General features: G+C 37.5%; 20 protein-coding genes. 7 read left to right on the top strand and 13 right to left on the bottom strand.

What is annotated here, in order from left to right:
- The first annotated feature begins 17 nt into the window (after window positions 1–17).
- Window positions 18–1,532, top strand: a complete 1,515-nt coding sequence (locus B8967_RS17570) for a GH3 auxin-responsive promoter family protein (RefSeq protein WP_084086923.1) — start codon at window positions 18–20, stop codon at window positions 1,530–1,532.
- 55 nt (window positions 1,533–1,587) lie between these two features.
- Here B8967_RS17570 and B8967_RS17565 read toward each other — a convergent pair whose 3' ends face one another.
- From B8967_RS17565 to B8967_RS17520, 10 genes are all read right to left on the bottom strand, one after another.
- Complete coding sequence (locus B8967_RS17565) at window positions 1,588–2,001, bottom strand: hypothetical protein (protein ID WP_084086922.1); 414 nt, start codon at window positions 1,999–2,001, stop codon at window positions 1,588–1,590.
- 24 nt (window positions 2,002–2,025) lie between these two features.
- Complete coding sequence (locus B8967_RS17560; RefSeq protein ID WP_084086921.1) at window positions 2,026–2,394, bottom strand: hypothetical protein; 369 nt, start codon at window positions 2,392–2,394, stop codon at window positions 2,026–2,028.
- Between the two features lie 4 nt (window positions 2,395–2,398).
- Window positions 2,399–3,370: an endonuclease/exonuclease/phosphatase family protein gene (locus B8967_RS17555; protein WP_047489784.1), complete on the bottom strand. Its 972-nt coding sequence runs from the start codon at window positions 3,368–3,370 to the stop codon at window positions 2,399–2,401.
- A gap of 74 nt (window positions 3,371–3,444) precedes the next feature.
- On the bottom strand, window positions 3,445–4,440 hold the full coding sequence (locus tag B8967_RS17550) for an endonuclease/exonuclease/phosphatase family protein (RefSeq protein ID WP_228406244.1): 996 nt from the start codon (window positions 4,438–4,440) through the stop codon (window positions 3,445–3,447).
- A 9-nt stretch (window positions 4,441–4,449) separates the two neighbouring features.
- Complete coding sequence (locus tag B8967_RS17545; protein WP_084086920.1) at window positions 4,450–5,178, bottom strand: rhomboid family intramembrane serine protease; 729 nt, start codon at window positions 5,176–5,178, stop codon at window positions 4,450–4,452.
- A 5-nt stretch (window positions 5,179–5,183) separates the two neighbouring features.
- Window positions 5,184–6,977: a DNA mismatch repair endonuclease MutL gene (gene mutL / locus B8967_RS17540; RefSeq protein ID WP_084086919.1), complete on the bottom strand. Its 1,794-nt coding sequence runs from the start codon at window positions 6,975–6,977 to the stop codon at window positions 5,184–5,186.
- A gap of 247 nt (window positions 6,978–7,224) precedes the next feature.
- Window positions 7,225–8,052, bottom strand: a complete 828-nt coding sequence (locus B8967_RS17535) for a YoaK family protein (RefSeq protein ID WP_084086918.1) — start codon at window positions 8,050–8,052, stop codon at window positions 7,225–7,227.
- 28 nt (window positions 8,053–8,080) lie between these two features.
- Window positions 8,081–8,575, bottom strand: a complete 495-nt coding sequence (locus B8967_RS17530; protein WP_084086917.1) for a hypothetical protein — start codon at window positions 8,573–8,575, stop codon at window positions 8,081–8,083.
- Between the two features lie 231 nt (window positions 8,576–8,806).
- The gene (locus tag B8967_RS17525; RefSeq protein ID WP_084086916.1) at window positions 8,807–10,210 is read right to left on the bottom strand and encodes a sensor histidine kinase; all 1,404 of its coding nucleotides are present in this window, start codon (window positions 10,208–10,210) and stop codon (window positions 8,807–8,809) included.
- A gap of 3 nt (window positions 10,211–10,213) precedes the next feature.
- The gene (locus B8967_RS17520; protein ID WP_047489805.1) at window positions 10,214–10,921 is read right to left on the bottom strand and encodes a response regulator transcription factor; all 708 of its coding nucleotides are present in this window, start codon (window positions 10,919–10,921) and stop codon (window positions 10,214–10,216) included.
- 180 nt (window positions 10,922–11,101) lie between these two features.
- Here B8967_RS17520 and B8967_RS17515 point away from each other — a divergent pair, with 180 nt between their 5' ends.
- From B8967_RS17515 to B8967_RS17490, 6 genes are all read left to right on the top strand, one after another.
- On the top strand, window positions 11,102–11,671 hold the full coding sequence (locus B8967_RS17515) for a helix-turn-helix domain-containing protein (RefSeq protein ID WP_047489807.1): 570 nt from the start codon (window positions 11,102–11,104) through the stop codon (window positions 11,669–11,671).
- Between the two features lie 481 nt (window positions 11,672–12,152).
- On the top strand, window positions 12,153–14,978 hold the full coding sequence (locus tag B8967_RS17510) for a TonB-dependent receptor (protein ID WP_047489810.1): 2,826 nt from the start codon (window positions 12,153–12,155) through the stop codon (window positions 14,976–14,978).
- Window positions 14,979–14,987: 9 nt separating this feature from the next.
- On the top strand, window positions 14,988–16,298 hold the full coding sequence (locus B8967_RS17505) for a DUF5690 family protein (protein WP_084086915.1): 1,311 nt from the start codon (window positions 14,988–14,990) through the stop codon (window positions 16,296–16,298).
- A 4-nt stretch (window positions 16,299–16,302) separates the two neighbouring features.
- Window positions 16,303–17,457 carry a TIGR03364 family FAD-dependent oxidoreductase gene (locus B8967_RS17500; protein ID WP_084086914.1) on the top strand — a complete coding sequence of 385 codons (1,155 nt, stop codon included), beginning with the start codon at window positions 16,303–16,305 and terminating at the stop codon, window positions 17,455–17,457.
- Between the two features lie 7 nt (window positions 17,458–17,464).
- Complete coding sequence (locus B8967_RS17495) at window positions 17,465–18,133, top strand: HAD-IA family hydrolase (RefSeq protein WP_047489816.1); 669 nt, start codon at window positions 17,465–17,467, stop codon at window positions 18,131–18,133.
- A gap of 315 nt (window positions 18,134–18,448) precedes the next feature.
- Entirely contained in the window at window positions 18,449–20,302 is a 1,854-nt protein-coding gene (locus B8967_RS17490) for an alkaline phosphatase family protein (RefSeq protein WP_047489819.1), read from the top strand.
- A gap of 72 nt (window positions 20,303–20,374) precedes the next feature.
- Here B8967_RS17490 and B8967_RS17485 read toward each other — a convergent pair whose 3' ends face one another.
- From B8967_RS17485 to B8967_RS17475, 3 genes are read right to left on the bottom strand one after another with little or no spacing between them, the layout of a single operon-like run.
- On the bottom strand, window positions 20,375–20,866 hold the full coding sequence (locus tag B8967_RS17485; RefSeq protein WP_047489821.1) for a GNAT family N-acetyltransferase: 492 nt from the start codon (window positions 20,864–20,866) through the stop codon (window positions 20,375–20,377).
- A gap of 14 nt (window positions 20,867–20,880) precedes the next feature.
- A complete protein-coding gene (locus tag B8967_RS17480) occupies window positions 20,881–22,296 on the bottom strand; it encodes an aminotransferase-like domain-containing protein (protein ID WP_047489824.1) in 1,416 nt (471 codons plus the stop codon).
- A gap of 42 nt (window positions 22,297–22,338) precedes the next feature.
- Complete coding sequence (locus B8967_RS17475; RefSeq protein ID WP_047489827.1) at window positions 22,339–22,704, bottom strand: hypothetical protein; 366 nt, start codon at window positions 22,702–22,704, stop codon at window positions 22,339–22,341.
- Window positions 22,705–22,769: the final 65 nt, after the last annotated feature.

Here is a 22,769-nt window from a genome sequence, read left to right as displayed (position 1 = left end):
TTATTATATTTGTTGGAATGGCAACCAAGGCACTTTTCAATACTGTAGTTAACTGGTTTATCCGTCAAAGGATAGATCAGATACAAAATTTCATGGATCATCCCATTGAGACCCAGAAGGGCATATTGTTCTCTCAGCTGTTTCATGCAGAAGATACAGAATATGGTAAACTACATGGATTCAATTCCATTTCGAGTTATCAGGACTTTAAAAATAAAGTTCCGATTGTCACCTACGAAGACTTTGAACCTTATATTGAAAGAGCAAGACAGGGATATAAAGACGTAAGCTGGCCAGGTCTTATTAAACATTTTGCCAAGTCCTCAGGAACCACCAACGCCAAGAGTAAATTTATTCCTATTTCAGCAGAAAGTCTTGAGTACTGCCACATGAAAGCAGGAAAAGACATGGTCTCTATTTACGCAAACAATCATCCTGAAAATCAGCTTTTCACCAACAAGAATCTTCGTTTGGGGGGAAGCTCCGAACTCTATGCAGATTTTAATACCAAGTTTGGAGATCTCTCTGCCATTCTTATTGATAATCTTCCTTTTTGGGTTGAAATCACAACGACTCCCAGTAAGAAAGTTTCTCTGATGTCTGAGTGGGAAAGTAAATTAAAAGCCATTACTTCGGAAGTGAAGAATGAAGATGTAGGAAGCATCCTTGGAGTACCCAGCTGGATGATGGTTCTCCTGCAGAGGGTATTGAAGGAAACAGAGGTTGGCAGTATCTCAGAGCTGTGGCCTAATTTAGAGGTGTTTTTTCACGGTGGAATCAGTTTCAAGCCCTATCGGGAGCAATACCGAAATATCATCGGAAAAAACATCAATTACTACGAAATATACAATGCTTCGGAAGGCTTCTTTGGTATCCAGGACAGATCAGACAGCGATGAAATGCTTCTTATGCTTGATTATGGCATTTTTTACGAGTTTATTCCAATGGACCAGTTCCATTTTTCCAATCCGAAAGTGGTGAACCTTGAAGATGTTGAAATTGGTAAAAACTACGCCATGGTGATTACAACCAATGGTGGATTATGGAGGTATTTGATTGGTGATACGGTAGTCTTCACCTCGATTAATCCTTTCAGAATAAAAATAACGGGAAGAACAAAACATTATATCAATGCATTCGGTGAAGAACTGATGATTACGAATGTAGAATCTGCCCTCTCCAGAGCATGCGAAGCTACTGGCGCTCAGGTTACAGACTTTACCGGAGCCCCTGTTTTCATGAAAGAGAATGAAAGCGGAGCCCATGAATGGATCTTTGAGTTCAGCCATCACCCCAATAACCTGGATCAGTTTATAGATGCTTTTGATCAACATCTTAAAACCATCAATTCGGATTACGAAGCTAAAAGATATAACAATATAACACTGAAAAGACCGGTGGTTCACATTGCCAAGCACAACTTATTCTATCATTGGCTGGAATCTAAAGGAAAGCTTGGAGGTCAGAATAAAGTACCAAGACTGAGCAATGACAGAGAATATATAGATCCGTTACTGGAACTGAATAAGTAGAATTTTTTCAGAACGGGACACAACATAAAAAAACCGCAGTGAACTGCGGTTTTTTTTATTTACTTAAATCTTCTTTTACTTTTTTGGCAGCGTCTTCTACTTTTGAAGCTCCTTTTTTGGCGGCCTCTTTAGCATCTTTTCCTGCTTCCTGTACTCCACTTTTAATATCCTTTCCTACCTTGTTAAGGTCCTGTTTGGTTTTATCAGCTGTGGCATCAATCTTATCTTTCGCTTTCTGGGCAGCGTTATCAATCTTATTTCCGGCCTCATCTACCTTTGTTTTAATGTCTTCTTTTGTTTTGTTGACTTTTGAACTATCAACAATGTCAGAAGGTGTTTCTGTAGTGGTAGTTGTGGTGGTGGTCATTGATCCATCAGAATTTTCTACCTGTTCCGTTTTTGTCGTCGATTTTGTGCAAGCCATGGCGAATACTGAGATCACCAATGCTGCTAAGATGTTTTTTTTCATATTGTATACTTTAAATGATGTTTTTTATTCTGTTTTGATTTTGGTATCGGCTGCAGAGGGGGCTTCTGAAACCTTTTGCTTCTTTTCAGCATCTGTTTTCTTCTTCTCTTCCTCCAGTTTCTTTTTGGCTTCCTTATCAAGCTCTTCTTTAAGTTTCTTTTCTTCTTCCTGAAGCTTTTTAACCTGTTTTACGGAGTCCAGATACTGCGGAGAAGACATTCTTATCTTTCTGGCAATATCTACTGAAACAGCACCCGTTGAAAATGAATCTACGGCTGTAGTATCATACTGTATTTTAACTTCCTGTTCGGCTCCAAAGCCCGCAGATTCTTTTTTAGAACACGCTATGAACAAAATGACCAAAATAAAAGCCGCAAAAAGTAAATTTTTCATGGAACTAATTTAGTAGAAATTCTGCAATTACAGGATAGTGATCCGATAATTTCACAGAATGATCTACCTTATAGCTTAAAGGAATGATTGATTTTGAAGTAAAGATATAATCTATTCGCAACGGTACTTTATAGTCATGAAAACTACTTGCACTTCCTTTTCCTGCAACCAAAAAGGCATCCTGAAGATCTTTTCCCAAATTATAATACTCATAAGAGTTGGGAACAGAGTTAAAATCTCCTGCTAAAATAACAGGATAAGGAGAAAGGTCTATTATCTTTCTTATTTTCTTCACCTGGTCCTCATGGGCCTGAAAAGTAGGAATCATATGGGAAAGAAGAGCAGAGATGTTACCTGCCCCAAAGGCATCCAGCTTCGTAAACATAGATTTATGAAGGCGGAACGGCTCCAGGTATACATTGACAATTCTTACAATTTTTCCGTTGATATCTATATCTGCATAGAAAGAATTACCTCTTGCTTTTTCTTCAATAATTTCGGCCTGTCTTACAATCTTATGTTTTGTTTTAAGAATAACTGAAGGGTATTTTACAAGATCCTGTCTTAATGCACGGTTGGTGTCTTTTTCCTGTACCAGGATAATATCGGCATTTTGTTCTTTAATATAATCCTTTATCTTGTCCCATCCGTAATCCCCATATTTTACATTAAAGGTCAGAACTTTGATATCTCTTATTGTCTTTACATTCTCTACTTTCGGAGAGTAATTAACCCATCTTCTTATTGGATTGTAAAACAGAAAGATCCCCAAAGCAAAGGCTACTGCTACTTTTTGCTTTTTAAAAATCCATACCACCGTAAGAATAAGATATGCGAACATCAGATATGGGAAACCCAGAGAAAGAAGATTAAGGTTCCCAAAAATATTTGGAGGAACCCATGCATTTCCCAATGTGCAGAGCAATAAAACAGCAATAACAATATGTATAAATAGCAGTATCTGATTCGACTTCATGAAAAAACGGTCTTGGTACGTGTTTTTTTAAGCAAAAACCCTACCAAGCACCTATATTTTAACTTTTTTTATGATTATTTACTGCCTGAAGAAAACTCAGAAATGACAGGATAATGATCTGAAAAACTGACAGAACGGTCTACCACATAGGAAATAGCCTTCACGGATGGAGAAGAAAAAATGTAATCAATTCTTATGGGAAATTTATAATCGTGGAAACTCGTAGCGCTTCCTTTTCCGGCACTCAGAAATGCATCTTCAAGTCCTGATGATAAATGATAATATTCATAAGAATTGGGAACCGAATTAAAATCTCCAGCCAGGATAACGGGATATGGAGAACTTTCAACAGCATTTTTAATAAGCTCAATCTGCTTTTGGTGAATTTTAAAAGTAGGAATAAGTCTTTTTACAATATCTTTCATCTTTTGCTCATTGGCATCAGAATTCCCGTTAAGGGTCACCATCTCTCTTTCAAACTTAAAAGGATGAAGATAAACATCAATAAACCGGTATACTTTTCCTTTTATCTCGATATCAGCCTGCACAGCCGGTGGGATTTCACTTTTTTCAGGAAAATCCAGCTCTTTAGTATTCAAGACTTTATGTTGAGTAAGGATTGTTCCCACTCCGGAAAAATTCACTCTCTTATACTCTTCAAGGTACGGAAAGTCACCTCCTCTGCCTTCCTGTAAGAGTATCACATCAGCTTCCTGAGATTTTAAATACTTTCCGATCTCCTCTTTCCCCATAATTCCCCCCTTCACATTAAAGGAAACTATTTTAATAGCTGCCTTCTCTTTTTTATCAGAAGAAAAATTAATGATTCTTTTGACCGGATTAATAAAAATCAGTCCTACCAGCATAAACACAAAGGCTCTCTTCTTCCAGCTGAATATCCAAAAAACAGTCATCAGAATATAAACAATCATCAGAATAGGAAATCCTAATGACAGCAAATTAAACCATGGAAATATCCTAGGCGGAACATACGCATTCAGTAAAGACCCCAGTAAAATGAACAAAATTCCCAGGTGCAGAATCAGGATGATAAGTCGAAAAATTTTCACAAAGCAGCTTTAGTTAAATCTGTATAAATGTTTTCTCCAGCTTCTCGCCAGCAGCCACCCTACCAAAGCACCTCCAACGTGAGCTAAATGGGCAATACCTCCTCCATTTCCTGAAACACCCAGATATACTGAAACGATAATAACAATCGGCATTAGGTATTTAACTTTCATAGGAACAGGAATAAACATCATCATAATCTTTGAATCAGGATATAAAGTGGCAAAAGCAGCTACAACTCCAAAAATTGCACCAGAAGCCCCCACCATAGGAGTGGCTACAATACCTTTCAGGCTCCCCAATAATTCTTTTTGTCTGGCAATAGTGTCTGCACCTCCTGCAAATTCAACACTGGCACCAGACAAATAGGAATTCACATTGAAACCCAATTGCTGCAATTCACCGGAAATCTGCTGAACTTCTACAAAATTCCATAAATTAAAGAGGAAAAAAGCCCCAAGCCCACTCAAAAAGTATAGTATCAAATATTTTTTATCTCCTAATGTCTGCTCCAGAATAGGACCGAAGCTATACAGGGTGAACATATTAAACAAAATGTGCATAATACTTCCGTGCATAAACATATGGGTAATGATCTGCCACGAATGGAAAAAAGGAGAAAACGGATAAAAACCGGCAAGATAGCCAATCACCTGATTTCCCATAAAGTACGTTACAGCATATACTATCACATTAATAATGATAAGATTTCTTGTAATCGGTGGTATATTGTTAAACATCTTTTTTAAAATTTGTTTTTAAAATCATTAAACGGAACTTCATAGAAACATCTTTTTCCGTCCGGTAAAAACTCAGGGAACCCTAATGCGGTAAAATCTTTGATGAGCTGTTCTGCATCTTTTTTATAAAGGAAGTCGAATCTTGACTTCGAGTGCATTTTAGCCCATTGGTTTTGATAATACTGCATGAATTCTTCTTCTGTCTTATATTCCAGGATCTCAAAAAGGTTCTCCAGAAACTTCATAGCCTGTGTTTCTTTCAGCCCTTCGGGAAGTGAATCTATTCTCAGTACACTTTCATGAGCAATTTTCATGTCAAACCCGAGTTCCGGAAGATATTTTTTGATAGAATTATATTTATTCTTTTCTATTTCGTTCATGTGGTACTCCAGAGAAAACAGGAGGGCATGACTGTTGGTATTGGATTTCTTTGATGTTGATTTATTATTATTTTCAGAAACCACAAGCCTGTGCATTCTTCCAAGATCCAGCATCAGAGTCATATCTCCTTTATTGAAAACCCAGTATCCGTTCGGGAGCCTCATCAGATCTTCATCAAAATCTTCATCTTCAAATAAATTGATTTTGGAAGGTTCTGCCGTGATATTCTGGCTGTACATTTCTGTAAGATTCTGAATCTCCTCCGGAAGCACTATATTTTTCTCCTCCAAAAACGGATTATAGTCTTTATCAACAATAATTTCAGGCATTTTTATCACTCCTCCGCCACCGTTCCCTTTACTGGGAATAGGCTTATTCATCATTTCGTCTAAATCCGGATCTCTGTCAAAATCAAGACTTGGAGAAACATTATAAATCCCTAAAGATCTTTTTATCGTGGAACGAAGTAAAGCAAAAATAAGATGCTCATCTTCAAACTTCACCTCGGTTTTCTGTGGATGGATATTAACATCTATTTTTTCAGGATCAAGCTCCAGATAAAGGAAAAATGAAGGTACATATCCCGGTAAAAGCAATCCTTCAAAAGCTTCCTGAACGGCTTTATTGAAGTAAGGGCTTTTGAAATACCTTCCATTCACAAAAAGAAACTGTTCTCCTCTGTTTTTCTTGGCGCCTTCCGGTTTCGCTACAAATCCGTGAAGCTTACACCAGATAATATCTTCTTTGATAGGAATCAGCTGGGGCTGCAGTTTTCTTCCGAAAATATCTACAATACGCTGCATCTGGCTTCCCTTTCTGAGTTTGAAAACCGGTTCATCATCATGGAATAATGAGAATTCCAAGCCTTCATGTGCCAATGCAACACGTTGAAATTCATCGATTACGTGTCTGAATTCAATATTATTATTTTTCAGAAATTTTCTTCTGGCAGGAACGTTGTAGAATAGATTTTTTACCAGAAAATTCGATCCGTCTGCCGTTTGTATCGGGTCCTGAAATTGGAAAACGCCACCTTCAAGGTAAATATTGGTTCCAATGGATGTGTTTTTCTGTTTTGTTCTTAGCTCAACCTGAGAAACTGCGGCAATAGAAGCCAATGCTTCTCCCCGAAATCCTTTTGTAGCAATCTTAAAGATATCTTCCGTTCCCCTGATTTTGGATGTGGCATGTCTTTCAAACGCCATTCTGGCATCTGTTTCAGACATTCCTTTTCCGTCATCCACTACTTGTATCAGGTTCTTCCCGGCATCCCTGAGAATCAGTTCGACCTTTGAAGCATCTGCATCAATAGCGTTCTCCAAAAGCTCCTTCACAATGGATGCAGGCCTCTGCACCACTTCTCCTGCTGCAATCTGATTAGCTACATGATCCGGTAAAAGTTGAATAATATCTGACATAAAAAAACGTAAATCAACTTACAAAAATAGACAATGAAATTGGGAATTAAAACATTAAAAGAGGGAATTAATATTTAATTATCAACATTTCAACAATGCAGCATTTTAAAGACTGAGCCTCAAACCATTCACTACAGCTGTTTTTTGAATAGAACAATCCCCTATTGTTTTTACACAAATAGAGGATTGATTCACAGCTAGTTTATACAAAAAAAATTAATAGTGATATTTATTTATCATTCCACATTCAGTCTTCAAAAGCGAGCTTTCTTTTCTTTTCTCTTCCTGGAATCCCGTGGATCTTCTCATACAGATAAGCCAGAAGGTTGGGTTTTTTATAAATCCTGTTATATCTGTACTTGGTATTAAAATGTCTTACATGAATTTTATATGCATCATATCCGATCACGATTAAAAGACACAGACTGATAACATAAAATACCCTGAATTCCAGATAATAATAGGTAAGTCCCGAGAATACCGCTCCCAATACATAGGCAATCATGATACTCAAGAGTAATTTTGCCCTTCCGATCAGCTCCCCGTTTTTTCTATATTTTTTTTGAGTAAACATAGAAACCAGGATTCCAAGGTCGGTAGTTGTTCCGGTAAGGTGGGTTGTTTTTACTGAAAAGTTTGAGATACTGGCCGTCAAACCATTTTGAAGCCCTGTAGCAAAAAGCATCAATGCCACCAGATATTCTGTTTCTTCCAGTGTTTTCTGATAATAAAACTGTCCGTATACACCTACGAAGAGAAGACATATAATCTCCAATACAATAGGCATGGAATGGGCAAAATACTTACTTTTTTTATTGAAGTTGATGACAATAAAATTGGATAGAAAGCTTCCGAAGAAGAACAGAAAGATCCATCCTGCTACGACTCCAACCTGCGCCCAGTTTGCCTTACTGATTTCTGCTGCCAGCACAGCGTAATGTCCCGTTACATTCGATGTAAAAGAGAGAAATATTAATAGGGATGCTATATTTATAGTACCTGCTGTAAATGCAGTCAGCGTCCCCAATCTGATATTATCCCCCAGTGTCCTGCTGTTACTATAATTTCTTAACATTTTTTTATTTTTTTAGTTTGTGTTTATTTTAGACCTCTACAAAGATCTCTGCAAGCCTTCCTCTTTCCGGAAGCCTTTCTCTAACCTCAACGGCAATTTCATAAGACTTCAGGTCTTTGCAATTCTTGATATAAGGAATAAGATCAAACTTTCCTTTACCCTTGCTCTTAATAGATGAAGAATAATAAGCTTCTTCTATATTCTCTGCGCTCACGTATTGATTGAATGTTCTCTGAAAGCTTCCTGTAAAAACATCACAAATGATTTTATTGACCAGATGAGGATATTTATTCTTCACGATCCCATAAGCATCGCAAAACTCTGCCGGCCTGATCTTATTGAAAATAGATGTCTTGGTATTGAATAAAAGATCTCTGATAGAATCCCCGGAATCATATCCTGATGTAAGCAGGATATCATATTGGTTTTGATCTTCCGAAGCTTCTTTCTCTTTCAGCACTTTTTTCAATATGTTTAATGACTCAAGAGAGTAATCCGTTGCAATTAAAATTGTTTTAGTCATGTTCTTTATTATTTTGTTTTGTGTTTATCTTTTTTGATGATACAAAACTAGAACGACCAAATTAGAAGACCTTTGGAACGGAATTAAAATGTGATTAAAGAGATTAAAATGAGATTAGAAAATTGTTAAGAGAAATTAATGTGGGGAAAAAACAAAACAGCAACCTTGCATAAATAAGTGATATTCAACCTATTATTTATCCAACCTGTATACTTTGAATAATTTTAGGGATTAAGCGCCCTCCTGCTGTGTGCTGTAGAAATTAGGGAAACGCATCTGAACCGTAGTTCCCTGATTTTCATGCGAGCTTACAATCAGTTCACCGTGATGCATTCTTACGATATTTCTCGCCAATGGAAGCCCAATTCCATAGCCTTCATAATTATTGGTATTGGAAGCCCTGAAAAACGGATCGTAGATTTTATTCATTTCTACCTCCGGAATCCCGATTCCATTATCCTTTACAATGATATAGACATCTGTATCCGAGGCTCCTAAAGAGACTTTTACCTGCTGGAAATTAGAATATTTACAGCCATTACTGATGATATTGGCCACTGCAAGATGCAGCAACTGCTCATTCCCCTGTACTTTCAGTTTTTTAGGATTATCAGGGAGCATACTGATATCGAGATAGATATTATTCCTGGAATCTATTCTTCTTAGCGTTTCAATCACATCCCACAGCAGCTGGTCAATTCTTACCTTATCCATTTTCTGGATCTTGCCATCAAACCCGGTTTGGGCGATCATTAATAAAGCTTTGATCTTTTTATCCAGTTTTTCGGCTTCATCCAGGATAATTTCCAGCGTTTCCTTATATTCTTCTGCTGACCTGTTGATGGAAAGAGCTACATCCGCCTCTCCCATAATGGAAGTAAGTGGAGTTCTCAGTTCATGGGAGACATTGCCAATCAGATGGTTCTGGGTCTCAAAAGAGGTCTCAATGCGGTTGAGCATATCATTGAAGGTATCTACCAGTTCATTCAGTTCCTTATTGTCCGGTTGAGATTCCAATCTTAAATGAAGGTTTTCAGAGCTTATTTCTTTTACTTTTCCTGTAATTTTTAATATCGGTCTGAACAATGTCTTAGATAAGTAAAAAGAGAAGATCATACTGAAGAATAAAGAAAGCACAATACAGGTGAGCAGTGTTCTTTTTAAAAAACCAAGATAATAGACCACATAATGGTTCTTGGCAGAAGCAATAGCGATATAGTCTTTATCGTCATATCTGAAAGTCTGCCCGATATAATAGAATTCCTTATCATTATAATTAGCCTCCCCCTGCTTGATAATATTTTTAAAAAAATAAGATGGAATATGAACTTCCTGGGATATCTTCTTGAAATTGGAATCTGTAGGGACGGCAAAAACATAATCCTTTTCCATAGGAAGCTCTTCATCATTCAGGCTACTCAGGACATAATTCTCCGGAAGGTCAAGATGGTCTTTGCTTTTTTCTATCTGTACAATGGTTGCTGTACGGATCTTCAGCAGCTCATAAAATCTCTGATGTGAAAAATTAACGATCGAAAAATAAACCAAGCCACTGAAAAGCAATATAATGACAGTAAAAACCAACATTAAAAGCACCATTGTTTTGGTCTGATTTGTGATCACTTTATTAAACATTCACTAAGATTTTTTCAGGACGTACCCCATTCCTATTACTGTATGAATCAACTTATTATCATCCTGGCTGTCCAGTTTCTTCCTTAAATAATTGACATAGACATCTACCACATTGGTTCCCAGCTCATAATTAACACCCCATACCGCATCCAGAATTTCCGCTCTTGAGATCACCTTTTCGGGATTCGTAAGGAAATAGAGTAATAATTTATATTCAGTAGAGGTAAGCGTAATTTCCTCCCCTCCACGGGTCACTTTTTTTGTATAGTCGTTCACGATAAGATCAGAAAACTGAAAAACATGCTCACTATCCGGTTCCGGCTCAACTGTCTCCTGCGGTCCATTGTTATTGCTTCTTCTTAACAGAGATTTCACACGGGCTACCAGCTCAATGAATTTAAACGGCTTTACCAGATAATCATCCCCTCCGCTTTCTAACCCCAGCACAATATTTTCAGAAGTTCCCAATGCCGTTAAAAACAGAATAGGAACACTCTGATTGGTTTTCCGGATCTCCTTACAGACATCCAGCCCATTCATTTCCGGAAGCATAATATCTAAAATCACCAAATCGAAATCATTTGCCTGAACCAGCTGTACTCCGGTACGCCCGTCAAAAGCGACAGAAATTTCATATCCGTTTTCCTGAAGTCCCTTTTTAATAAAAGACACCACGCTGGTTTCGTCTTCGATAAGAATAATTTTTTTCATAAATGAAATAACGAGTTTTACAAAAATAGGCAAATTTTGGGATGAACAAAATTGCTCTTCTGTCCTCAATAATAATTTTAAATGAATTGAGCTTCTTCCTTATCCAACCTATATAGAATAATACTACCTTTGTTTTTCATATAATGACGAAAAATAATTCCAGGTTAAATTGAATACAGCATGAATGACTTTTTAATAGGTATCGGTAAGCGATTAAAGGATATTAGAAAAAAGAATAATTTAACCATTAATGAACTGGCATTCAAAGCCAATGTAAGCAATGGTCTTGTTTCCAGAATCGAAAACGGCAGAACAATACCTTCTCTTCCGGTGTTACTTGACCTCATCCAGTCTCTGGAAATTGATGCAAGTTATTTCTTTGAAGGGGTAGAGAAAAAATCCCATGCAAAATTCATTTACGTGCCGAAAGAAAGCCAGCAGCTCATAGAAAAAGAAGTGGAAGCTGAAGGTTTTAAATACATGCATATTTTCAGTAAAAGTCTTCATTCTTTAGGCTTTGAAGCGGTATTGCTGACTCTTGAACCTAATTCTAAAAGAGAAAAGGTGATCACAGATGCCTGGGAGTTCAAATTCGTCCTGAAAGGAGAAGTAAAATATGTTATTGATAATGAAGAAATCATTTTAAAAGAAGGTGATTCTTTATATTTTAACGGAAAGTTTCCACATGTACCCGTAAGCATCAGCAATGAAAGCTGCGTAATGCTGGTTCTTTATTTTTATACTGCATAGATTTTCACAACTTCATGTAACACAAAACCTTATCTTCTGTTTCTGATATTGTAAAGAAGTGAAGGTGGAAATACTTTTTCTTTACATCCCATCCTCCATTTTCTTCCGAGGTTACATAAGCTTGTACCCTGACCCATTCTCCGTTTTGTTCTTTCAACTTCTAAAGTTGACAAGCAAAAGTTTACTATTTGTAAACTTTTAGTTTTCTTATTTTGGGTAAAATGAACGTAATGTTAATCAAAAACGCCCTTCCCACACTCCATTCAAAAATTAAACAAAAACATCAAAACAGCCTCATAAATACCTTAAAATAAACAATTTAATATAAAAATTAAATCAAAATATTCTTTTATACAAAAATTTTTAAGGTAAAATAGAAGTAACAAACAGCCTTGATTTATTAAACAATACTTAATATCAAATATTTATATATATTAAAATTATTAGCGTGATTTGCATAAAAAATTTAATATATGTAAAAATGAGAACAAATTTAGAGAAATTACTAACCCTTGCTTTTGTCTGTATCGTCACTTCTGTTTCAGCACAAAAGCAGCTTATTATAGGAACTGTTCTTGATAACAACCAGCCCCTTCCCGGCGCCACTGTTAAAATAAAAGGTTTATCTAAAAATATAACGACTGATATTGATGGAAAATTTACGATCAATGATATTAAAGAAGGTCAGTACAGTTTACAAATTACGTACATAGGATATGAAACAGCAGATATCATTATTACACTAAAGCCTGATCAAACTGTAGATTTAGGAACTGTTATACTTTCTCAGCCCCGAAAAAATATTGATGAAGTTGTGGTTACCGGTACTTTGAAAAATACGGAAGCAAGAGCTTTAAATCTTCAGAAAAATGCCATCAATATCACCAATGTCATTGCATCAGACGGAATTGGAAAACTTCCGGATAGAAATGCTGCAGAAACCGTACAGCGCGTACAGGGAGTCTCTATTGAAAGAGACCAGGGAGAGGGAAGATTTGTTTCATTAAGAGGACTTCCTCCCTTCTGGGCTTCCACGACCATCAACGGAAACAGGCTTCCCACCGCAGAGGAAGAAACAACCTCCAGAGCTACGGCATTTGACTTTTTCCCCACAGAGCTGATCTCTTATGTACATGTCAATAAGTCATTTACTCCGGATATGGAAGCAGATGGAATTGGCGGGGGTGTTAATTTCATTACCAAAACTCCTCCCATGAAAACAGAGTTTAAAGCAACATTGGGAAGCGGTTATAATGCCAAAGCGGATAAAGGAGTTTATAATATCGGCCTTTTGTATGGCGGAAGAACAAAGGATAAAAAATTCGGATACTTATTCAATTTTGCCCATTTCATCAGAAACTGGTCTACTGACAATTTTGAAGCGAGAAGAAGTGGTGACGAAGGGGTCTTCAGAATGGAGCTTCGCGATTACAACGGCGTAAGGAAGACAACCGGAATTAATGCTGCCTTTGAATATGTTCTTTCCCCAAAAAATACCATCTACGTAAAAGGAATGTACGGAACCTTGTCTGATGATGAAACACATTATAAACACAGGGTTCGCTTTGATAAATTCAGCAGTACCAATAATACGGCAAGAGTAGAACTTCAGAATATCCACAACTTACTGATCACAGAGCTTACCTCTGTTTCATTAGGAGGAATTCATAATTTAAATAAAGGAAAAATCGACTGGGATCTTTCTTATTACGACAATCAGTTCAAGTATGGGAATATCCCTGACAAGCAGAACAATTCTTATTATGTCATCAAATATACCCAATCCGGAGTAGGGATCAATCCTGATTATATTTCCGATCATGGGAATGGTCCAAGAGCCTACTGGAAAGCCGATGGTGGAAAATTGGATTACAAAAATCCTGATGCCTTATTTGGTTTCTACAGTGATCCTAATTTTAAAATGGATGCTTCACAAATGAAATTTACAGACCTTGAATTTTACAAAGTCTTTGTTCAGGAAAAAGACAAGATTGTTGCAGCCTTTAACCATGAGATTAATGCTTCTGATAAACTGACCCTGAAATATGGTTTTAAGTACAGGGATAAAGAACGTAATGCAAGGTTTTCAGATATTTTTTACACCTGGAACGGCGGAGCAGCTCCTCTTTTATCAGATTATTCTCAATTCATTACTTCACAACCGAACGGAACCAAGTATCTCAGTGAAATGAATGCACACATCGGAAACACTTTCGGTCCGGTACTTTCTACCTCAGGAATGAATCAGTTCTGGTTTGACAATCAAAAAAACCTGAAAATCAACACCGCTGATTCCGAGGCTTTAGAATATAATAAAGCGCTAGGAAGAAACTTTGATGTTCTGGAGAAACATGCTGATGCATTTGGAATGGCAACCTATAAAGTAAATGATAAGATTACCGTTTTGGGAGGAATAAGATTTTCCAACACCAATACCAAGGTAAAGGGCTACAGCGTGATCGATGATGTACTGACCCCTGTTGAAAATACTAAAAATTACCTGGCAGTTCTTCCCATGATCCATGTAAAGTATACATTAAACGATAAAACGAATCTTCGTTTTGCTGCCACAAGAACTTTCTCCAGACCTAACTTCGGAGACCTTACACCGGGAGGAACGTATAGTGAAGCGGATAATGAATTCAAGGGAGGAAATCCCAACCTTAATCCAACATATTCATTAAACTTTGACCTGATGGGAGAATATTATTTCTCCAATGTAGGGATCCTGAGCGGTGGTGTTTTCTATAAATCCATTACAGATCCTATTTTCCAGGATTCATTCATTGGAAATTATAACGGGATCAATGGTGTCCAGTTTACAGCCCCAAACAATGGAAATGCTGCATGGCTGGGAGGTATTGAACTTGGGATCAACAAGAGGTTTGATTTCCTTCCGGGCTTCCTTCAATATTTTGGAGCCCAGGTGAATGCAACTTTTATGACCTCAGAAATGGAGAAGCCAAGCGGAAGAAAGGTAAAACTTCCTTATCAGGCCAAAGAACTCTATAACGTACAACTCTTCTTTGAGAAAAAAGGCTTCAATGCAAGGCTTGCTTATAATTATAAAGGAAAGTACGCTGTAGAATATGCTGAAGACGATACTAATGACTCTTATTATGGTAAATACAGCAGCCTGGACTTCGGAGGTTCTTACCAGTTTACTAAACATCTGAGTCTGTATGCGGATATCAATAACATCCTCAACAAACCTCTGATCTATCATTTCGGACAAAATGAAGACCGTCCTGAACAGGTGGAATATTATGGGGTAAGATGTAACCTTGGAATAAAACTGAACTTCTAAACCCAAATAATGGCCAGAACAATCAATCCTAAAACACTGGTAACACTGAAAGCTGCTTTTGCCGCTTTTGGTGTTTACTTCTGCATGTACGGTTTCAGAAAACCTTTTACCGTAGCCTCTTTCGAAGGACTATCCTACTTCGGAGTAGATTATAAGATCCTGATCATCATTGCACAGGCTGTAGGGTATTTCATTTCGAAATTTATTGGAATTAAATTCATTTCCGAATTAAAACCGGTGAAAAGACTGCGCTATTTATTTTCCTTTATTGCCATCGCAGAATTATCATTATTAGGGTTCGCAGTCATTCCTGCTCCCTATAATATCCTTTTCATGTTTCTCAATGGTATTCCGCTGGGAATGATCTGGGGTATTGTTTTTTCCTATATAGAAGGCCGTAAAACAACTGAAATTATTGGATTATTTCTGTGCTCAAGCTTTGTGGTTTCTTCAGGGTTTACAAAATCTGTAGGAAAGTTTTTGATGGATACTTTTGCTATTTCAGAATTCTGGATGCCTTTTTCTGCCGGGCTGATATTTATTGTCCCTTTACTTATTTCAGGAATTCTTCTGGAAAAAATTCCGAAACCTACTGAAGAAGATATTCAGCTTAAAAGTAAAAGAAAACCTCTTAACGGAAAAGAAAGGAAAGAGCTTATCCATCAGTTTTTCATCCCTGTTGTCTGCATAATTTTTCTTTATATCTGTTTAACGGTCCTAAGGGATTTCAGAGATAATTTTAACCGCGAGATCTGGGACGGTCTTCACTTTACATTTGACAGTTCTGTATTTACATTGACGGAAATCCCCATTGCTATCATGGTTCTTTTGATTTTAAGCTGCATGGTAAAGGTTAAAAACAACAAAAAGGCTTTTGCTTATTATCACTATATTCTCTTTGCCGGAATTTTAACGGTGGGGCTTTCCACCTATCTCTTCCAGCAGAATTCACTATCTCCGTTTTTATGGATGACAATCTCCGGATTTGGAATGTATATCTGCTACATTCCTTTTAATGGAATTTATTTTGACAGAATGATTGCCGCATTTGATATTAAAGGCAATGTAGGCTTTCTGATCTATATGGTAGATTCCTTTGGGTATTTGGGAAGCGTTCTGATCTTACTCTATAAGAATTTCGGTTCTGCACAGACTTCATGGCTCAGCTTTTATATTAGTCTGAATTATATCATTACGGTCAGCGTTTTAATTCTCTCTGTTATTGCTTTTCTGGCTTTCAAAAAAAAGGCAAAACCCAATTCTAATTCTAATTCTAATCAATACATCAATTTCGATACTTCGAAATCTTATAAATTATAGTAAAATGAAAACAAAATTTGATTTACTCATTGTGGGAGGCGGAATCTTAGGAACATTCCATGCCTATCATGCCCTGAAGAAAAATCTGAAAGTAGCTTTACTGGAAAGAAATACACTGCCTCAAGGGGCAACGGTAAGAAACTTTGGACAGGTAGTACCGTCCGGAATGGACCTTAAATGGCAGAATTTCGGGAGAGAAAGCCTTGCTATATATAATGAACTTCATGCTCAGGCAGACCTTACTATCAGGCAAAATGGCTCTGTATACATTGCTTCTGATGCTGAAGAGCTTCAGCTTATTGAAGAACTCTATGAAATCAACAGAAACAACGATTATGAATCTGTTTTATTATCTAAAAATGACTGCATCAAAAAGTTTGACGGACTCCGCTCGGATTATTGCAAAGGAGGATTATTTTTTCCCCAGGAGCTTTCTGTAGATTCTGCAGATATGATTGTAAAACTTCATAAGCTTTTACAGGAAAAAATGGGTCTGGAGATCTTCTACAACACTACGGTGATTGAAACCGGTGAAGATGATCGGAAATGCACTGCTGTAACAGCTGAAGGAACAGAGTTTTCTGCTTCTCGGATTATCATCTGCGGGGGACATGAATTTAAAACATTATACCCTAAAGTATTCAATGAAAGCGACCTGGAAGTAAGCAAACTGCAGATGCTGCAAACCAAACCCCAGGGAATTTATTCTCTTCAGGGAAATATTCTTACCGGACTTTCCGTCAGAAGATATGAATCATTCAGTGAATGTCCTTCTTTCCAAAAAATCAAATCATTGGAAGATCCTCATTCATTTGAGAAGAAATATGGTGTTCATATTCTCTTTAAGCAGGCTCTTGACGGTTCCATCATTCTTGGAGACTCTCATGAATATGCAGATGCTAAAAATGCGGATGACCTTGGATATGATCTCAATATGGAAATTGATGAATTCATGATCCATGAAGCAAAAAAAATAATTGACCTTCCTACGTACGAAATTCAGAGAAGATGGTTTGGAGTGTATTCCCAGTGCAAGACGAAAGATATTTTCGAACACAGCCCCTCTCCAAATATCCATATTGTGACGGGTATCGGAGGAAAAGGAATGACGGGAAGCGGAGGGTTCTCCAAGTTTAATATAGAAAAAATTTACGCATAAAAATTCAATGAAAAATATAGAATTACTGGTTCTGGATATGGCCGGAACAACAATTGATGAGGACAATGTAGTGTATAAAACCTTAACGGAGGCTGTCAACAGCCACGGTTACTCTGTGAGCCTGGAAAAAGTTCTTAGAAGCTGCGCCGGAATGGAAAAGCTGGAGGCTATTACAAGTCTGCTGAAGGAAATTAATGGTAACGAGGAAGATGCCACTGTTATTTTTGAGAATTTTTCCGAAAAATTAAAGGAGGCTTACCGTAATCTTGATGTAAAACCCATCAACGGTACAGAAAATTTTCTTCTTACCATGAAAGCCCAAAACAAAAAAGTGGTTCTCAATACAGGATATACCTCTGAAATTGCCCATCAGCTTTTAGACAAATTACAGTGGAAAGAAAATATACATTTTGATGCTCTGATCACCGCTGACGATGTTTCAGAAAGCAGACCCAGCCCGGAGATGATCAATCTGGCTATGAAAAAATTCAATATCATGGAGCCCGAAAAGGTCCTAAAGGCCGGAGATTCCGTGATTGATATTGAAGAAGGAAAAAATGCAGGATGCGGACTGACTATCGCAGTGCTTTCCGGTGCTCAAAACAGAACAGAGCTGGAGAAAGCAAAACCTGATTATATTCTAAATACAATTTCTGAAGCTGAACATATTCTTTAACAACTTCTTTTTCAACTTTATTTACAAATGGCACAACTCTTTTGTGCCGTTTGTTTTTTAATAAATAAGTACATCACCCGTCAAAAATTCTCTGAATTTTCAACATCCCTCCAGAGAAAGGGAATTTAATTCCTTCGATTGATTATTTGTAAAAGTATATGATTTTCTTCTTATGTAGACTTTCAACTTCTGTGAACTATTTACTTATCAATTAATTAATTTTCTGTTTACATATGTTTACAAATAGTAAACTAATTTTACAATAGTTAAAAATAAATTACTATTTGTAAACTTTTTATTTAAAACCCTTACCCCATGAAAACAAAACTATTCTCAATGGCTGTTGTTGTGAGCTGCTTCCTTGGAGCTCAGACCAAAAAAGTTCTTTTTATCGGTATCGACGGATGTCGTGCAGACGTCATGATGTCTGCCAGTACTCCTAACATCAAGAACCTTATCAATCAGTCTATTTATTCTCTTGACGGACTTTGCGCTGCCACTACATGGAGCGGAAACGGATGGAGTACAATGCTTACGGGTGTTTGGCACACCAAACACAATGTGCAGGATAATAATTTTACCAGTCCCAATTATGTAAATTATCCTGACTTTTTGACAAGAGCAGAAAGCCATAACCCTAATTTAAGAACAATTTCCCTGGCACATTGGGCACCCATCAATGACAAAATTATTCAGAATGCAGATGTAAAATCTAACCTGGCAACAGATCTTGCTGTGAAAAATGCGGCGGTCAATGCTCTCCAAAATGACAATCCTGATATTCTGTTTGTAGATTTTGATGATGTAGACCATGCAGGGCATTCTTACGGCTTTTCTTCAGCTGTTCCCCAATATGTATCTTCTATTCAGACAACAGATTCATATATCGGCGAGATAGTGAATGCTATGAAAAACAGAGCCGGTTATCAAAACGAAGATTGGCTGGTTGTTTTAACAACGGATCACGGAGCGGTAGACAGCTCGCATGGCGGAGGGAACCTTTCTGAGAGAAATATTTTTACCGTGTATTCTAATCCAGGATTTACTCCTCAGCAGATCAGTAAAACGGTTTTAGAATCCAATAAAACGTTCAATCAGCTTAGCTTTCCGGCAGGAACTTATGCCAAACCAACCAACCAGAATCCATTCAACTTTGGTGCAAACCAGGATTTTACCATTGAGTTTTGGGTGAAACCCAATGCGGCCTATTCCAGTGATCCTGTCATGATCGGGAATAAAAACTGGGCTAGCGGAAAAAATAAAGGGCTTGTGATTTCAGGATATTCCGGACAGACGTTTAAAATGAATATCGGTGACGGAACAAACAGAATTGACCTGGTAGGAGGAAAAGTGGAAACCAATAAGTGGAAGCATATTGCAGCCAGCTTCGATAGAGACGGCCTTGTCACTTTATATGAAGATGGTGTTCCGGTCACTTTTGCCAAGATGAATACCATCGGAAATATTGATTCCGGTCTTCCATTAACATTAAACCAGGACGGAACCAATACCTATGGAATCAATCTTCCTGCATCCTATAAAGACCTCAGAATCTGGAAATCCGCTCTTCCGAACGATGTGATCGTTAACTGGGCCAATCAGGACATTACCCCTTCACATCCTTATTATTCTCAGCTGCTGGCCAACTGGAAGTGTGATCATGTTTCAGGAAATACCATCACCGATTCAAGTCCCAATGCGAATCATATGAGCATTACAGGATCTCCTGCTTATAATGCCAACACCTCAGGCAGTTTTAAGATCTATGATTACACCGCAACAACAAGAGAAACAGATCATTTTCCAACGGTACTGAACTGGATGTGTATTCCGGTACAATCCACATGGGGAATTGACGGGATAAACAGAATCCCGGTTTGTTCAAACGATGTTTTAGCCAATAAAGAAATAAAGAAAAACACTAATGATTTTGCCCTTTACCCCAATCCTGCATCAGCAAGTATAACCATCCGATATCCATCTGAAAATAAAGAATCTAAGGTAGAAATCATTGATTCTAAAGGGACACTTGTTTCAACTTTTCATTTGAAATCTTCCAATGGATATTACAATGAAAAAATAAATATTGAAACCCTTCCAACCGGAATATACTTCATTAAATTTAGTGAAGGGAAAAACTCAGTGACAAAGACTTTCATTAAGAAATAAACAGTAAAGCAATTAGATTTAATTTTTTGATATTAGAACTCGGATAGAAATATCCTTGTTCTAATATTTTTTTTATAATCCGTTTTTGAGATCTAATTCCATCTGTACATCCACACGGTCATATCCCGCATTGGTAACCGGCATATGTTTAAATCCAAGTTTTTCGTAGAGTTTTATAGCTGGAACCAGAATTGAATTGGTTTCCAGAAATACCTTCTCTGCCTTTAATTCTTTAGCTTTTTCTATTAAAGTATTTCCCAGCAGATATCCAATTTTTTTTCCTTGCGCTTTCGGGCTCACTGCCATTTTTGAAAGTTCAAAAATAAGGGGTTCATCGCTGTTCTTTACTAATGCACATGTTCCCACCGCCTCTCCATTAAGCAGAGCAAAAGCAATATGTCCTCCTTTATCTAGGATATGTTCTTCAGGGTGATCCAGCAGTTTATAGTCACCGGATTCCATCACAAAGAAATTCCTGATCCATTCTTCGTTTAAAGCTCTGAAAGCTTCTTTATATTGAGGTTCATAGGCTATAATTTGTACTTCATTATTGATATCATTCATCTCTATAGGGTTTATTAAATTTTATTTTTTATCATTTTACCAAGCTTCTCCAGGTCACTTTCTACACGGTCTGTCCATTCCAGGGCATAATTCAGCCTCATACAATTCTGATACTGGTTATATTGTGAAAACATTCTACCGGGAGCAAAATTTATTTTCTGACTTAATGCTTCATCATAAAGATCTTCCGTGCAGATTCTTTGATCTAGTTCCAGCCACAGCATAAAACCGCCTTTCGGTTCAGAAATTTTGGTATTATCCGGAAAATACTGAGTAACAGACTTTTGGATCTGAAGGTAATTGGCATACAGCTTTTTCCTGAACATTCTCAAATGATGGTCGTACCGTCCATGTTCAAGGAAATCAGCAATAACATCTGAAAATAAAGACGGACTGGAAACTGTCTGAACCAGCTTCTGACGGATAATCTTATCTTTAAATTTCCCTGCCGCTACCCAGCCCACACGATATCCCGGAGCCAGCGTTTTAGAAACAGATCCTACCCACATCACAATTCCGGCCTCATCATAGAATTTACAGGGCTTCGGTCTTCCGGCTCCAAAGTAAATGTTTCCATAAACATCATCTTCCACCAAAGGAACATTATATTCGGTAAGCATCCTTACCAGCTCTTTCTTGTTCTCATCAGGCATCTGAAATCCCAGCGGATTATTATAATTAACGACAAAGCAGCATGCCGAAATCTTTGGCAGCACTTTTTTTAAAGCATCAAGATCCACTCCGGTAATAGGATGGGTAGGAATTTCCACCGCTTTTAGTCCCAGCAGGTGAATCGCCTGCAGTATTCCAAAATATACAGGACTTTCAATGGCTACGGAATCCCCTGGCTGGGTAACTGCCATCAGGCAGTTATATACTCCATTCATTGCTCCGGAGGTAATGACAAGGTCATCTTCTGTAATCTTCCCTTCCATCACCATGGCCCATTTCGCTATTTCGCGGCGCAAATTTTCACTTCCCTGTACCGGCTCATAGTTGGTCCCGCTATCACTGCTCTTCTTCATTACATTGATCATACACTTCTTCATTTTAGCTACAGGAAGAAGGCTTTTCCCGGGAATACCCAATGCAAACTGAGTAACATCTGTTCCGGCAATGGTTCCGAATACCTTGCCGATAAGATCTTCCGGTGTTTTTTGTCCTTGTGAAACTTTTATTTTTGCAACAGAAGGTAATGCCAGCTTTCGCTGGGAGGTCTGGCTTACATAATAGCCGTATTTGGGGCGTGATTCCACCAGAGACCTGCTCTCAAGCTCCATATACGCCTGTTTTACAGTATTTAAGCTAACGTTATGTAACTTTTGGGCACTTCTTAACGATGGCAGCCTGTCTCCAAACTGCAAGGTTTCAGTTTTAATCTGCTCAGTGACAGCATTGGCTATTTTTAGATACAAAACATCTTTAGACATGGTGAGGGTTTTACGTAAAAATACAATTTTATCTATGCTTTACTAAAAATCCAGCCAGCTAATCATACTTTTGATGCTGCTTTTTAGCTGTTCCGGATTTCGAAAGTTGGGCGTAGTATTCTTTTTAAAATAAGCTTCAACTTTTAAAGAAAATTTTTTCTTCTCTGCCTCAGTAGCCCCCTTTTTATCATAGATTTTAAAGATAATTTCTCCTTTCAGGTTCATAATAAGGCTGGCAAATGAAACAATTTCATCCCCCTTTTTTGCCAGGAAAAACGGAACTCCAAAATCCGGACTTATCTTTGAGGTGTTCTGGGTCTGCAGAAATATGTTTTTCAGCGCCAACATATCTGAAATATAAACTTCAGCATATTGAAGCTGCTCGTGATGTTGAACGGTTGTTTCCATAATATCATGATTTAATAAAACAAAATTATGCAGGATTTAACTTTGGATACAGATACAGAAGAATG

Source organism: Chryseobacterium sp. YR221 (assembly GCF_900176315.1).
GTDB lineage: Bacteria > Bacteroidota > Bacteroidia > Flavobacteriales > Weeksellaceae > Chryseobacterium > Chryseobacterium rhizosphaerae.
The sequence above is the reverse complement of the archived record's forward strand: the minus strand, read 5'-3'. Positions and strand labels throughout refer to the sequence as shown.